The sequence below is a fragment of the Paraburkholderia sp. BL21I4N1 genome (assembly GCF_002973525.1).
Taxonomy (GTDB): Bacteria; Pseudomonadota; Gammaproteobacteria; order Burkholderiales; family Burkholderiaceae; genus Paraburkholderia.
This window is the reverse complement of the sequence record NZ_PVEN01000008.1, coordinates 67,746-81,466: the sequence shown is the minus strand read 5'-3', so window position 1 is coordinate 81,466 and position 13,721 is coordinate 67,746. Positions and strand designations below refer to the sequence as shown.

The 13,721-nt window shown below is 64.7% G+C and carries 11 protein-coding genes; 8 read left to right on the top strand and 3 right to left on the bottom strand.

All coding sequences use genetic code 11. The annotated features are described in order from the left end of the window. Positions 1 to 346 precede the first annotated feature (346 nt). From pyk to B0G83_RS20920, 6 genes are all read left to right on the top strand, one after another. Positions 347 to 1,783: a pyruvate kinase gene (gene pyk, locus B0G83_RS20945; RefSeq protein WP_105509545.1), complete on the top strand. Its 1,437-nt coding sequence runs from the start codon at positions 347 to 349 to the stop codon at positions 1,781 to 1,783. Between the two features lie 292 nt (positions 1,784 to 2,075). Next, positions 2,076 to 3,140 (top strand): class II fructose-bisphosphate aldolase, encoded by a 1,065-nt coding sequence (gene fba, locus B0G83_RS20940; protein WP_105509330.1) that lies wholly within the window; start codon positions 2,076 to 2,078, stop codon positions 3,138 to 3,140. A gap of 163 nt (positions 3,141 to 3,303) precedes the next feature. Beyond that, positions 3,304 to 4,194 (top strand): phosphoribosylaminoimidazolesuccinocarboxamide synthase, encoded by an 891-nt coding sequence (locus tag B0G83_RS20935; RefSeq protein ID WP_035548374.1) that lies wholly within the window; start codon positions 3,304 to 3,306, stop codon positions 4,192 to 4,194. A gap of 39 nt (positions 4,195 to 4,233) precedes the next feature. Further along, positions 4,234 to 4,752, top strand: a complete 519-nt coding sequence (gene purE / locus B0G83_RS20930; RefSeq protein WP_029968172.1) for a 5-(carboxyamino)imidazole ribonucleotide mutase — start codon at positions 4,234 to 4,236, stop codon at positions 4,750 to 4,752. A gap of 155 nt (positions 4,753 to 4,907) precedes the next feature. Beyond that, positions 4,908 to 6,104, top strand: coding sequence for a 5-(carboxyamino)imidazole ribonucleotide synthase (locus B0G83_RS20925; protein WP_105509329.1), 1,197 nt, complete (start codon positions 4,908 to 4,910; stop codon positions 6,102 to 6,104). 10 nt (positions 6,105 to 6,114) lie between these two features. After that, positions 6,115 to 7,170 (top strand): L-threonylcarbamoyladenylate synthase, encoded by a 1,056-nt coding sequence (locus tag B0G83_RS20920; protein ID WP_105509328.1) that lies wholly within the window; start codon positions 6,115 to 6,117, stop codon positions 7,168 to 7,170. 134 nt (positions 7,171 to 7,304) lie between these two features. Here the strand turns inward: B0G83_RS20920 and B0G83_RS20915 are convergent, their stop codons facing one another. The 3 genes from B0G83_RS20915 to dacB all read right to left on the bottom strand — a co-directional run bounded on the left by B0G83_RS20915 (position 7,305) and on the right by dacB (position 11,478). Then, the gene (locus B0G83_RS20915; RefSeq protein ID WP_105509327.1) at positions 7,305 to 8,555 is read right to left on the bottom strand and encodes an SGNH/GDSL hydrolase family protein; all 1,251 of its coding nucleotides are present in this window, start codon (positions 8,553 to 8,555) and stop codon (positions 7,305 to 7,307) included. Between the two features lie 94 nt (positions 8,556 to 8,649). Then, positions 8,650 to 9,588, bottom strand: a complete 939-nt coding sequence (locus B0G83_RS20910) for a sterol desaturase family protein (RefSeq protein WP_105509326.1) — start codon at positions 9,586 to 9,588, stop codon at positions 8,650 to 8,652. Between the two features lie 195 nt (positions 9,589 to 9,783). Further along, complete coding sequence (gene dacB / locus B0G83_RS20905) at positions 9,784 to 11,478, bottom strand: D-alanyl-D-alanine carboxypeptidase/D-alanyl-D-alanine-endopeptidase (protein ID WP_105509325.1); 1,695 nt, start codon at positions 11,476 to 11,478, stop codon at positions 9,784 to 9,786. Positions 11,479 to 11,690: 212 nt separating this feature from the next. Here dacB and B0G83_RS20900 point away from each other — a divergent pair, with 212 nt between their 5' ends. Further along, complete coding sequence (locus B0G83_RS20900) at positions 11,691 to 12,353, top strand: response regulator (protein WP_105509324.1); 663 nt, start codon at positions 11,691 to 11,693, stop codon at positions 12,351 to 12,353. 4 nt (positions 12,354 to 12,357) lie between these two features. Then, positions 12,358 to 13,659, top strand: a complete 1,302-nt coding sequence (locus B0G83_RS20895) for an ATP-binding protein (RefSeq protein WP_105509323.1) — start codon at positions 12,358 to 12,360, stop codon at positions 13,657 to 13,659. Positions 13,660 to 13,721 lie beyond the last annotated feature (62 nt).

Below are 13,721 nucleotides of genomic sequence, written 5' to 3'. Positions count from 1 at the left end.
CGCGGCCACCCAGGCTGCGGCGGACCCGACCGCGGCGAACCTCACGGAAACGCCGCAACCCACAGAATCCGGCTCGCCCCTCGCGCCCGCGGAGTTGACCACTACCGGCGAAGCAGCGTACTTGTCCACCGGACAAGCCGCGCAATCGCAGGCAGAACTCCCGGACGACGAGGTCGCGCTCGCCGAACCGCCAGCACGCCCTGTGCTGGTGTCGAACACCGCTTCACCCCATAAAGCGACGCTGGTTTCAACCGGCGCGCAGCCCCCGGCAGCATCTTTCGGTGCGCAGCCTCCGCATCCGACTCGCAGCGCTTTTCCCAGCGATCCTATCCAGACGAGGAGACTCATGCATCGCGCCACCAAGATTGTCGCCACCATCGGACCGGCTTCCAGCACGCCGGAAATCCTGCTCAAAATGATTCAGGCAGGACTCGACGTGGTGCGGCTCAATTTCTCGCACGGCACCGCCGACGACCACCGCCAGCGCGCCGAATTCGTGCGCGAGGCGGCCCGCCAGGCCGGCCGTGAAGTCGCCATCATGGCTGATTTGCAGGGCCCGAAAATTCGGGTCGGTAAGTTTGAAAACGGCAAGATCATGCTGGTCGCCGGCGAGCCGTTCATCCTCGACGCCGAATGCGAACTCGGCAACGAGCAGCGTGCCGGGCTCGACTATAAAGACCTGCCGCGCGACCTGAAACCGGGCGACGTGCTGTTGCTCAACGACGGCCTGATCGTGCTGGACGTCGCGCGCGTGATCGGCAGCGAAATCCATACGATCGTCAAGATTGGCGGCGAGCTGTCGAACAACAAGGGGATCAACCGCCAGGGCGGCGGTCTGTCGGCGCCCGCGCTGACCGCGAAAGACATGGAAGACATCCGCACGGCGATGTCGCTCGGCGTCGACTATGTCGCGGTCTCGTTCCCGAAAAACGCCACCGACATGGAAATGGCTCGCCAACTGGCGAACATCGCCGGTGCGCCGTTCGGCATCAAGCCGAAGATGATCGCCAAGATCGAGCGCGCGGAAGCGATTCCGGCGCTGCAAGGCATTCTCGACGCGTCGGACGGCATCATGGTCGCGCGGGGCGATCTGGCCGTGGAAGTGGGCAATGCCGCAGTCCCGGCGCTGCAAAAGCGCATGATTCGGATGGCGCGTGAATCGAACAAGTTCGTGATCACCGCGACCCAGATGATGGAGTCGATGATCTACGCACCGGTGCCGACCCGCGCTGAAGTATCGGACGTCGCCAACGCGGTGCTGGACGGCACCGACGCGGTGATGCTGTCGGCGGAATCGGCGGCGGGCAAGTACCCGGTGCAGACCATCGAAACGATGGCGGCGATCTGCGTCGAAGCCGAGAAGTCGGAGCAGTCGGAGCTGGACAAGGATTTCCTCGATCGCACGTTCACCCGCATCGACCAGTCGATCGCGATGGGCGCGCTCTTCACCGCCTATCACCTGGGCGCGAAGGCGATCGTGGCGTTGACCGAATCCGGTTCGACCGCGCTGTGGATGTCGCGCCACTGGACCCACGTGCCGATTTTCGCGCTCACGCCGCGGGTTGGCAGCGAACGCGCCATGGCGCTGTACCGCAACGTGACCTCGCTGCATCTGGACACCAACACCGACCGCGACACCGCGTTGCAACAGGCGCTGGAAACCGTGGTGAGCAAGGGTTACGCGTCGCACGGCGACATGGTGGTGCTGACTGTCGGCGAGCCGATGGGTCAGGCCGGCGGCACGAATACGCTGAAAATCGTGCGAGTCGGCGAGCCGTATTGATTTGATTGGCAGCCACTGTCCGGCATGGGACGAGAGCCGACGCCCAAGGCGCCAACTCTCGTCGACAGGAGACAGACTGCCCGATCGGCACGGAGATGATTTAAGCGAAGCAGCTGCATGCCCCGCGAGAGGCGGCGCACTCGCTCCAATCGCGCATGGCGGCGTCCAGGAACGCCCGGCGCTTTAGGGCAGGTGTGGACAGGTGTACAGCGGGTATGCGGTTTGCTTCGCGATAAAATCGCCCAAAAGATGCCGACGGCACAAGAATTCGTTTCAATCTAAGGAGTTAAGCATGCCTCTCGTATCAATGCGTCAACTGCTGGACCATGCCGCCGAAAACGGCTATGGCCTGCCGGCATTCAACGTGAACAATCTGGAGCAGGTGCAGGCGATCATGATGGCGGCCGACAAGGTCAACGCGCCGGTCATCATGCAGGCTTCGGCCGGTGCGCGTAAGTACGCGGGCGAGCCGTTTCTGCGCCATCTGATCGAAGCCGCGGTCGAGTCGTACCCGCATATTCCGGTCGTGATGCACCAGGACCACGGCCAGTCGCCGGCGGTCTGCATGGCGGCGATCCGCAGCGGTTTCACCAGCGTGATGATGGACGGTTCGCTCGAAGCCGACGGCAAGACCGTCGCGTCGTACGAGTACAACGTCGAAGTGTCGCGCCGTGTGGTGGACGCCGCGCACTCGATCGGTATCACGGTGGAAGCGGAACTGGGCGTGCTCGGTTCGCTGGAAACCATGAAGGGCGACAAGGAAGACGGTCACGGTGCCGAAGGCACGATGACCCGCGAACAACTGCTGACCGATCCGGAGCAGGCCGCCGACTTCGTCAAGCTGACGCAATGCGACGCATTGGCGATCGCGATCGGTACGTCGCACGGCGCGTACAAGTTCAGCAAGAAGCCCACGGGCGATATTCTGTCGATCCAGCGCATCAAGGAAATCCACCAGCGCATTCCGAACACCCATCTGGTGATGCACGGTTCGTCGTCGGTGCCGCAGGAACTGCTCGCGGAAATCCGCGAGTTCGGCGGCGACATGAAGGAAACCTACGGCGTGCCGGTCGAGGAAATTCAGGAAGGCATCAAGAACGGCGTGCGCAAGGTCAACATCGACACCGACCTGCGTCTGGCGATCACCGGCGCGATCCGCCGCTACATGGCGACCAATCCAGGCAAGTTCGATCCACGCGATTACCTGAAGCCGGCGCGCGACGCCGCCATGAAGATCTGTATCGAGCGTTACACGCAATTCGGCTGCGAAGGCCAGGCTGGCAAGATCAAGCCGGTTTCGCTTGATAAAATCGCGGAGAAGTACAAATCGGGCGAGCTCGCGCAACTCGTGCGCTAAGCCCCTTTAGTCCGCTAAGCTGATATCTGGCCCGTTGCCCAGGCTGTATGCCTGGCCATCCGGCCAGGTTGTGGTTAGACCGCCGTTCCCGCATCATCCGGGGAACGGCGTTTCCCTTTTGTTCCGGTCACACTTTTTGCCCCACTTTTAGCGAACCACGACGATGTCTACCCTCTACGAATCCACGCTCCGCTCGCTGCCGTTGCTCGGCCGCGGTAAAGTCCGCGACAACTATGCGGTGGGCAACGACCAGTTGCTGATCGTCACGACCGACCGTCTGTCGGCGTTCGACGTCATCATGGGCGAGCCGATTCCGAATAAAGGGCGCGTGCTCAACGAAATGGCGAACTTCTGGTTCGACAAACTCAAGCACGTGGTGCCGAATCACCTGACGGGCGTGGCGCCTGAATCCGTGGTGGCGGCCGACGAAGTCGAGCAGGTCAAGGGCCGCGCCGTGGTGGTGAAGCGCCTCGAGCCGATTCTCGTCGAAGCCGTGGTGCGCGGCTATCTGGCCGGCAGCGGCTGGAAAGACTACCAGGCCACCGGTTCGGTGTGCGGCGTGGAATTGCCGGCGGGTCTGCAAAACGCGCAGAAGCTGCCCGAGCCGATCTTCACGCCGGCCGCCAAGGCCGAAATGGGTCATCACGACGAAAACATCACGTACAACGAGATGGAGCGTCGAATCGGCACCGAACTGTCGGCCACGATCCGCGACATCTCGATCAAGCTGTACAAGGAAGCGGCGGATTACGCGGCGACCCGCGGCATCATCATCGCCGACACCAAGTTCGAATTTGGCCTGGATAACCACGGCAAGCTGTATCTGATGGACGAAGCGTTGACTGCGGATTCGTCGCGCTTCTGGCCGGCGGATCAGTACCAGGTCGGCACCAACCCGCCGTCGTTCGACAAGCAGTTCGTGCGCGACTGGCTCGAAACGCAAACGTGGAAGAAGGAACCGCCGGCGCCGAAGCTGCCGGACGACGTGGTCACGAAGACGGGCGAAAAGTATCAGGAAGCGCTCGAACGCCTGACCGGCCAAAAGCTCGCCTGATGACGGTTTGCACGGATCGAGACACAAGGAAGCCGTAACATGAGTGAAGCTCAAACCGCCCATACGCATGGCGCGCCGGTTGTTGGCGTGCTGATGGGCTCCAGTTCCGACTGGGAAGTGATGAAAAACGCCGTGGCGATTCTGCAGGAATTCGGCGTGCCGTACGAAGCGAAGGTGGTGTCCGCCCACCGCATGCCCGACGAAATGTTCGCCTATGCTGAAAGCGCGCGCGAGCGCGGCATCCGCGCGATCATCGCGGGCGCGGGCGGCGCGGCGCATCTGCCGGGTATGCTGGCCGCCAAGACCACGGTGCCGGTGCTCGGCGTGCCGGTGGCGAGCAAGTACCTGAAGGGCGTCGACTCGCTGCATTCGATCGTGCAGATGCCCAAAGGCGTGCCGGTCGCCACGTTCGCGATCGGCGAGGCGGGCGCGGCGAATGCCGCGCTTTTCGCGGTGTCGATTCTGAGCGGCACGAGCGCCGAGTATGCGGAGAAACTGGCGGCATTTCGCGTGCGCCAGAACGAAGCGGCTCATGCGATGGTATTGCCGGCGCTGTAAGCGTCGGGATTGACCTTATAAAGTCCCCCGTCGATCAGAGTAAGCGCTTTGGCGGCTGCTCCGGTCCTATGCAAGAAGTTTGCTGTCCGACCCCCGGCCGGGTGCCTGCCTGTTTGTCTCAAGGCGAGTCCACCCGGCCGCGACCGACCACTAAGATGAACCCAGACAACACACCGGTTTCACCGATTCTGCCCGGCGCATGGCTTGGCATGGTCGGTGGCGGCCAGCTCGGCCGTATGTTCTGCTTTGCCGCTCAGGCCATGGGCTATCGTGTCGCCGTGCTCGATCCGGACGAAAACAGTCCGGCGGGCGCCGTGGCCGATCGCCATCTGCGCGCGGCGTACGACGACGAAGCGTCGCTGACCGAACTCGCGCGATTGTGCGCGGCGGTGTCGACCGAATTCGAGAACGTGCCGGCGGCAAGCCTCGATTTCCTCGCCAAGACCACCTTCGTCAGCCCGGCCGGCCGTTGTGTCGCCGTGGCGCAAGACCGCATAGCCGAGAAGCGCTTTATCGCGTCGTCCGGCGTGACGGTGGCGCCGCACGTGGTGATCGAGTCATCGGACGCGCTCGCCGCGCTCGACGACGCGGCGCTCGAAGCCGTGCTGCCCGGCATTCTCAAAACCGCCCGCATGGGTTACGACGGCAAAGGCCAGATTCGCGTGCGCAACGCGGAGGAAGTGCGCGAGGCGCATGCGTCGCTCGCCGGCGTGCCGTGCGTGCTCGAAAAGCGTTTGCCGCTGAAGTTCGAAGTCTCCGCGCTGATCGCGCGCGCGGCGGGCGGCGCGTCGGCGGTTTATCCGCTCGCGCAGAACAGCCATCGCGACGGCGTGCTGTCGCACACCATCGTGCCGGCGCCGGACGCGAGCCCGACGCTCGTCGAACAGGCGCAGCAGGCCGCGCTGCAAATCGCCGAGAAGCTCGGCTATGTGGGCGTGCTGTGCGTCGAGTTTTTCATTCTCGAAGACGGCTCGCTGGTGGCCAACGAAATGGCGCCGCGCCCGCACAATTCCGGCCACTACACGGTGGACGCCTGCGCGACCAGCCAGTTCGAACAGCAGGTGCGCGCCATGACCGGCATGCCGCTCGGCGACACGCGTCAGCACTCGCCGGCGGTGATGCTGAACATTCTCGGCGACGTGTGGTTTCCGGACGGCCCGAAGGGTGCGGCGGTCACGCCGCCGTGGCACGAAGTCGCCGCGATGCCGGCGGCGCGTCTGCACTTGTACGGCAAGGAAGAAGCGCGCTGCGGCCGCAAGATGGGCCACGTGAACTTCACCGCGGCGACGCTCGAAGAAGCCCGCACGGCCGGACGCGATTGCGCGCGGCTTTTGCACATCCTCACGAGCTGACGCGCGCATCATGCCGGATCAACCGAAACCCGCTGAAGCCGAAGGCGCCGCGAGCGCCTTGCCCGTAAGCGCCGCGCAGATCGAGCACGCGGCCGCGTTGCTCGACGCGGGCGGGCTGGTCGCGTTTCCCACGGAGACGGTGTATGGCCTCGGCGGCGACGCCGAGAGTCCGGACGCGGTCGGCCGTATTTACGCGGCGAAGGGCAGGCCGGCGAATCATCCGGTGATCGTGCATCTCGCGCCGAATGGCGATCCGAACTACTGGGTCGAGTATTTGCCCGCCGACGCGCAACGTCTGATCGACGCGTTCTGGCCGGGCCCGCTCACGCTGATTTTGAAGCGCGCCGCGCACATCGACGCAGCGGTCAGCGGCGGCCAGGATTCGGTGGGCTTGCGTTGCCCGTCGCATCCCGTGGCGCAAGCGCTGCTGCAAGCGTTCAGCGCATTGCGCGGCGGACATGGCGGCGTGGCCGCGCCGTCGGCGAACCGTTTCGGGCATGTCAGCCCGACCACCGCCCAGCATGTGCGCGACGAGTTCGGCGGTGCGATTCATGTGCTGGACGGCGGCGCGTCGGACGTGGGCATCGAATCGACGATCGTCGATCTGTCGCGCGGGTTTCCCGCGCTGTTGAGGCCGGGTCGCGTCACCCCGCAAGATATCGCCGACGTGCTAGGCGAAGCACCGCGTCTGCCGGATGGATCGGACGCTACCGCGCCGCGCGCTTCGGGCACGTTGAAGGCGCATTACGCGCCGCGCACGCCGCTGGCGTTATTGCCGTTCGGCGCGCTCGAACCCCTGCTGGCTGCGCGCGAAACGGGTGAGCGGGTTGCGCTGGTGGCACGGGCATCGCGAGCGGGCCATTGGGCTGATGCCGAAGGCGTGCATTTCATCGCCGCGCCTGAAGACCCGCATCTCTATGCGCGCGAGTTGTACGGCTTGCTCAGAGCGCTGGATCGCGCGAACGTCACGCGCATTCTGATCGAGAAGTTGCCTGACACGATCGAATGGATCGCGGTCAATGACCGTTTGGGAAGAGCCGCCGCGGCGTTCGAAGCGCAGGGTTAGCCGGCGCCGCGTGGCCCGCACCAACCACTCGCAGCCATCACTGGCACCAACAAAAACGCCCGGCTTGATCACCAAGCCGGGCGTTTTTACATAGGCATCCGTCGCCGCTGCACGGCGACCTTCAACTTACTCGCTTATTTGCCCAGACCCGTCGCCGCGATCTGTTGCGTGACGTACTGCGCGAACAGCGCGTGCAGGTGCGTGCTCGGGTGAACCAGATCCGCGAACATGTACGTCTGGTCTGCACCCGCCACCGTATAGGTCTGCGGCGAGCAGAACAGCGACGAGCCGAACTGCGCGCCATACTGAGCCGGCGTCAGGCCGTTCGTGGCGCTCGGGTTCGCGGTTGCGTACGCGGTTGCATTCGCCACCATCGAGGTCAGATTACACGCCGTGCCCGTGTTGGACACCGTGAAACCCAGCGCCTGGTAGTTCGGCAATTGCTGATCCAGCCACGTGAACGCATCGGCCACGATGACCTTGCCATTACCCACCAGCCCACGCGCCTGCAGGTTCTGCATCAGGATGCCGTTATACGCCGCGGTAATGCCCGTCAGCAGCGCGGCCGCGCCAGGCGAGGCCGCATTGGCCTGCACACCCTGCGGCGTATTGCCGATGTCCGGCACCGTCGACACCACCACGTGCGTCGCGCCCGAGCTGACGATCGTCTGAATCTGCGCGGCGAGCTGCGCGGCCGCCTGAGCGATCTGCGGATTCGGCAACTGTTGCAGGTAGCCTGCGATAAACGTCACCTGGCCCGCCGGCGTGTTCGGCAGTTGGCCGGCCGCGACGAGTTGCGGATATTGCGTGGCCAGCGCGGTGGCGAGCGCCGTCAGATTCGCCGTGGTGCCGGCGAATTGGAAAATGTCGTTCGCGCCGCCGTTGATCAGCACGAGCTGATTCGCGTTGAAGCTCGTGTTCGCGCTCAGGTAGTTGGCCACCTGGGTCACGACCGGCACCGTCGTGGCGGCCATGTTGTTCGGCGCCCAGCCTTCGCCTTGCGGATTGACGACGTCCGAGCCGCCTTGCGCATAGCCGAAGCCACCGGTTGCGACCAGCGGTTGGCCGAAGCCGCCCAGATACGCCGCGCTCAACGTGCCGCCGTAGTATTCCGCGACCTTCTGCGTCCACACTTCGCCCGGGTTGGTCGTGAAGCGGCCGCCGCCGAAGCTCGACTGAATAACCGGTGCGTACGTACCGACGTCCGACAGGCTGTCGCCGAACGACACGACCTGCAGTTTCACGCCGCCCGCCGGGGTGGCACTGGCGTTGTTGTTGTTATCGCTGCCGCCGCCGCAAGCGACGAGCATGGCAAACGCCGTGCTGGCCATGGCGATCTGCGTGACGCGCAACCAGGCTTGTTTTTTCGATGCTGTTTGTTTCATGTTGACTACATCTCCTCGTATGTGTGGCCCTTGCGCCATGTGTTGCAGGCAGCGCCCACCGCGTCGGCGGCGTGACGACAGCTTACAGAATCTTCTATGGCCTGCGCGGCGTTTCAAACGCAGTCATATGGTTTTCCTCTACGTGCGCCGTGCTGCTCGAAGCGGCCGAGCCCGCGGCGCGACGTGCATGATATTCCGCCGCCCACGCGGGCGGCGCAAACAGCGCGCGCCACTTGTTGCGCCAGCCGCGCACGCTCGCGAAGTCGGCGGCCATCGACGTCCATTCGTGAAACGTCGCCGTCAGCGGGTTGTAGGTAGGCAGCGGTTCGACGATGCCGTACACCGGCGCGTCGTGCGGATCTTCTTCCACGTAGCTGCCGAACAGGCGATCCCAGATCACCAGCACGCCGGCATAGTTGCGGTCGATGTAGCGGTCGTTGCGCGCGTGATGCACGCGATGAATCGACGGTGTGTTGAACACGTATTCGAGCCAGCCGAGCTTGCCGATGGCTTGCGTATGCACGAAGAACTGGAAGCCGAGATTGATCAGCACGATGGCGACGATCTGCTTCGGCGGAAAGCCGAGTACGGCGAGCGGTAGCCAGAACAGCCACATGCCGGCGATCGGATACATCAGGCTCTGGCGGAACGCGGTCGAAAAGTTCATCCGCTCCGACGAGTGATGCACGACATGCGCGGCCCACAACCAGCGCACGCGATGGCTGCAACGATGGAACACGTAGTAGAGCAGATCCTGCGCGACGAACAGCACCACGAACGAGACCCAGTTGGCCCGCCACGTGGTGACGCGATAGTGATCGTAGAAGAACGCGTAGACGGGAATGATGGCGAGCCACGCGAGCTTGTCGGCGGCTTGCTGCATCAGCGCGAGCGCGGCGTTGCAGAACGTGTCGCGCCAGCTATAAAGCTGTGCGCCCGGGCGTGTGCGCCGCAGGTGCCACGCCTCCCAGCCGATGCATGCGAGAAAGACCGGCGCCATGGCGAGCAGCAGCAATTCCGCATCGAATTGCATCGTGTCTTCCTCCGTGGTCCCTGGCCGCTGCGCCGTGCGCAGCGGGTCGTGTCGTTATTGTTTGATTAGGCCACGCGACCGCTACGGATGCATGGCTTGCGCGCCACGCGGAGCGTTTCACGCGCACCTCAAACACTGCCCGACAGCGTACACGCTTGGGAGCATTGCGGCGCGCGGCTTCGCTAGAAGAAAACCTCAGTGGGCCGCGCGCTGGTGCGGGTTTTTCCTGGGCTTGCTGCTGCGGTTGCCGCGCGGTTCCGCAACGGGATCGGACACTTTCGTGAACCCCTGGGACGGACCCTGGTAGACCCATTCGAGCAAGGCATCATGCGCCGCGCGCGCGGCTTCCGAATGCGGATCGTTGATCAGGCTGACGACCACGTAAGTATTGCCGTCCGCCGACGCCACGTAGCCTGCGATGGCCCGCACGTCGCGCAAGGTGCCGGTCTTGATGTGCGCATTGCCGCCCGCGCCCTGGTTGGTGAGGCGGTTGCGCATGGTGCCGTCCACGCCCGCGATGGGCAGCGACTCCACGAACACCTGGGCGACCGGACTCGCATTGGCCCGCTGCAACAGATCGGCGAGCGAGAGCGCCGTGACGTGTTCGTCGCGCGACAGGCCCGAGCCGTTGTCGAGCGTCAGGTACTCCATGTCCACAGCGTCGCGGCGCAGAAACGCCTGGATCGCGCGGGCGGATTTGGCGGGTGTTGCAGGCGGCTTTTCTTCGGTGGCGCCGATGGTCAGGAACAGATTGCGCGCCATCGTGTTGTTGCTGAACTTGTTGATGTCGCGAACGATGTCGGCCAGCATCGGCCCTTCGTGCGTGGCGACCAGTTTGGCGCCGACCGGCACCGCGCCTTCGCGGGTCGCGCCGTTGAAGGTGCCGCCGGTTTGCTGCCACAGCGCGAGAAAGCCGCCCGCGAAAAACGCCGAGTGATCGAGCACCGCGACGTTGATCGTGCGCGGACCGCAGCGCACCGAATAGTCGCCGCTGAACGACGCGACGACCGTGCCGTTCGGCTGTGGCGTAACGCTCGGCGAGACCGTCGACGCATCGCCACGGCACGGACCGTTGACCGCGTGCATCTGATTGTCGATCTGCAATTGCGCGAGCGCGGGCAGCACGTCGATCGCGACGCTGCCATCGGGCGACGGCGTCAGCGTGAACGACAGCGACTTGAATGCGTACAGCAGCGGATCGGGGCCGACGTTGTACGGCGCGGTGGCGTCGTCGTCGAACGGCGGCAGGTCGCGCGTGGACGGATCGAAGTAGCGCTTGTCGAGCACCAGCGCGCCGTCGATTCCGGTGATGCCCGCCTTGTGGATCTTCTGCACGAGGTCGATCAATTCTTCCGGCACGAGCTTCGGATCGCCCGTGCCCTGAATGTAAAGATTGCCGTGCAGTACGCCGTTTGCGTCGACGGTGCCGTCCGAATACGCGCTGGTGCGCCAGCGATAGTCGGGGCCGAGAATCGACAGGCCGGAATAGGTGGTGACGAGTTTCATCGTCGAGGCGGGCATCATCGGTTTGCCGGCGTTCAGCGCGACGATCGGCGTGCGGTCGCCGACCTTTTCGATGACCACGCTGATCGACGACAACGGCACGTGCGCGCGTTGCAAGCCGAGCATGACCGATTGCGGCAATACGGTGGTGACGTTGACGCTCGGGTGCGTTGCCTTGACACGCGCCTGCGCGGTGAGTGGCAACGAGGCTGCGGCGCCGCTAGCGAACAGGGCGCAGGCGAGCATCCACCCAGCCGCGGGCCGCTGCGCGACACGGCGCTGCAGGTAGGCTGAAGCGGGAGCGGGAGCGGGAGCGGAAAACCATTGCGAACGCAGCGCGCCACGATGCAGGCGGCGTGCGAGAGAAGACAGAAAAGCGTGCGTCATGGACGGGCGAAAAAGCAAAATGTCAGGGCGTGGGGTACGCGGCAATCCAGGCAGGGAGGCATCGAAGCGCGTCGCATACTCGCGCCGCGCGACGCAAAGCGCCCATTGTAGAGACATGCCGTGAGGCTGCGGTGAAAAAAGCGTCAAGCGGCGTGCATGGCGATGGCGAGCGCTAGAATGCGGCATCGCTTAACGTTTCGGAACGGATAACCATGCGCATCTTGCTAGTCGAAGACGACCGGATGATCGCCGAAGGTGTGCGCAAGGCGCTGCGCGGCGAAGGCTTCGCGGTGGACTGGGTGGAAGACGGCGATGCGGCGCTCAGCGCGGCCGGCTCGCAACCTTACGATCTGGTGCTGCTCGATCTCGGCCTGCCCAAGCGCGACGGTCTCGACGTGCTGCGCACGTTGCGCGCGCGCGGTCACGCGCTGCCGGTGCTGATCGTGACCGCGCGCGACGCGGTGGCCGATCGCGTCAAAGGGCTCGACGCCGGCGCCGACGATTACCTTGTCAAACCTTTCGATCTCGACGAACTCGGCGCCCGCATGCGTGCGTTGATCCGTCGTCAATCGGGCCGCAGCGATTCGACGATTCGCCACGGCAATCTGACGCTCGATCCCGCTTCGCATCAGGTCACGCTCGACGGCTCGCCGGTGGCCTTGTCGGCGCGTGAATTCGCGCTGCTGGAAGCGTTGCTCGCGCGCCCCGGCGCCGTGCTGTCGAAGAGTCAGCTCGAAGAAAAAATGTACGGCTGGGGCGAGGAGATCGGCAGCAATACTGTCGAGGTCTACATTCACGCGCTGCGCAAGAAGCTCGGCGCGGAACTGATTCGCAACGTACGCGGCCTCGGCTACATGATCGCGAAGGACGCCTGAGCCGATGCGTTCGATTCGTCGTCAATTGCTGATCTGGTTGCTGGCGCTGGTATTGCTCGGCGTCGGCATTGCGGGGTGGCTGATTTACCGCCAGGCGCTGGCGGAAGCCAACGAACTGTTCGATTACCAACTGGAGCAGATTGCCGCGGCACTGCCGTCGGAACCGTTCTCGCAGGTGCTCGCTTCGCGCGATACCGGCGACGAAGGCATCGTCCTGCAGATCTGGAATCGCAATGGCGTGCTGATGTACTACTCGCGTCCACGGGCGCCGCTCGCGCCGCGCGCCGAACTGGGTTTTTCGACCGAGCACACCGAGCGCGGCGACTGGCGAGTGTATGGCGCGATCGTCGGCGATAACGTCGTGCAACTGGCGCAGCCGGTGTCGGTGCGCAACCGTCTTGCCGCGAGCGTCGCGCTGCGCACGCTGTGGCCGCTGATCGTGCTGCTGCCGTTGATGGGCGTGGCGGTGTGGGTGATCGTCGGGCGCGGTCTGAAGCCGCTGCGGCGTGTTACCAGCGCGCTCGACACGCGCCATCCCGAAGCGCTCGATCCGTTGCCCGATCAGCGTCTGCCGCTCGAAGTGCAACCGCTCGTGCGGGCGTTGAACGGCCTGCTCGAACGGCTCGCCACCGCGCTCGACATTCAGAAAGCATTCGTTGCCGATGCCGCGCACGAATTGCGCACGCCGCTCGCCGCCGTGCAGATTCAATCGCAACTGGTGGCACGCGCCAAGGACGACGCTTCCCGCAGCGAAGCGCTGGCCGATCTGCAGGCGGGCGTGACGCGCGCCACGCGTCTCGCCGAACAACTGCTGGCGCTCGCGCGTTCCGAGCCGGACGGCCTCGCCGCCACCGACGCGATCGATCTGCGTGCGTTGCTGCAGGACTGCGTGGTGAAGTACTTGCCGCTGGCGCAGAATCGCGGCGTCGATCTTGGCATCGACGCGAGCGAAGCCGCCACGGTGATCGGCGACGCCGACGCCTTGCGCGTGATGTTCAACAACCTCGTGGACAACGCAACCAAATACACACCGCGCGGCGGCCGGGTGGATGTCAGTCTGCACGTCGAGGAAGGGCACCCCACCGTGCGGATCGCCGACAGCGGACCCGGCATCGAGCCGGCCGAACGGGATCGCGTGTTCGACCGTTTTTATCGCGCGGGCGCCAGTGCGAACCGCGTGCGCACCGATGTGGCGGGCAGCGGCCTGGGACTGGCGATCGTGCGCCGGATCGCCACGCAGCACCACGCGGCCGTGTCGCTCGACGAGTCACCGGCGGGCGGCTTGCAGGTCGACGTGCGCTTCTGAGGAAGCGGAGGCTTTCTGTTCGTAAAGTGGCTTAAACCGGGCTTAAACCGGGCTTAAGCGCG

Excerpts from the sequence above, each read along its gene's own strand:
- pyk (WP_105509545.1), top strand. The coding sequence starts at position 347 with ATGCATCGCGCCACCAAGATTGTCGCCACCATCGGACCGGCTTCCAGC.
- fba (WP_105509330.1), top strand. The coding sequence starts at position 2,076 with ATGCCTCTCGTATCAATGCGTCAACTGCTGGACCATGCCGCCGAAAAC.
- B0G83_RS20935 (WP_035548374.1), top strand. The coding sequence starts at position 3,304 with ATGTCTACCCTCTACGAATCCACGCTCCGCTCGCTGCCGTTGCTCGGC.
- purE (WP_029968172.1), top strand. The coding sequence starts at position 4,234 with ATGAGTGAAGCTCAAACCGCCCATACGCATGGCGCGCCGGTTGTTGGC.
- B0G83_RS20925 (WP_105509329.1), top strand. The coding sequence starts at position 4,908 with ATGAACCCAGACAACACACCGGTTTCACCGATTCTGCCCGGCGCATGG.
- B0G83_RS20920 (WP_105509328.1), top strand. The coding sequence starts at position 6,115 with ATGCCGGATCAACCGAAACCCGCTGAAGCCGAAGGCGCCGCGAGCGCC.
- B0G83_RS20915 (WP_105509327.1), bottom strand. The coding sequence starts at position 8,555 with ATGAAACAAACAGCATCGAAAAAACAAGCCTGGTTGCGCGTCACGCAG.
- B0G83_RS20910 (WP_105509326.1), bottom strand. The coding sequence starts at position 9,588 with ATGCAATTCGATGCGGAATTGCTGCTGCTCGCCATGGCGCCGGTCTTT.
- dacB (WP_105509325.1), bottom strand. The coding sequence starts at position 11,478 with ATGACGCACGCTTTTCTGTCTTCTCTCGCACGCCGCCTGCATCGTGGC.
- B0G83_RS20900 (WP_105509324.1), top strand. The coding sequence starts at position 11,691 with ATGCGCATCTTGCTAGTCGAAGACGACCGGATGATCGCCGAAGGTGTG.
- B0G83_RS20895 (WP_105509323.1), top strand. The coding sequence starts at position 12,358 with ATGCGTTCGATTCGTCGTCAATTGCTGATCTGGTTGCTGGCGCTGGTA.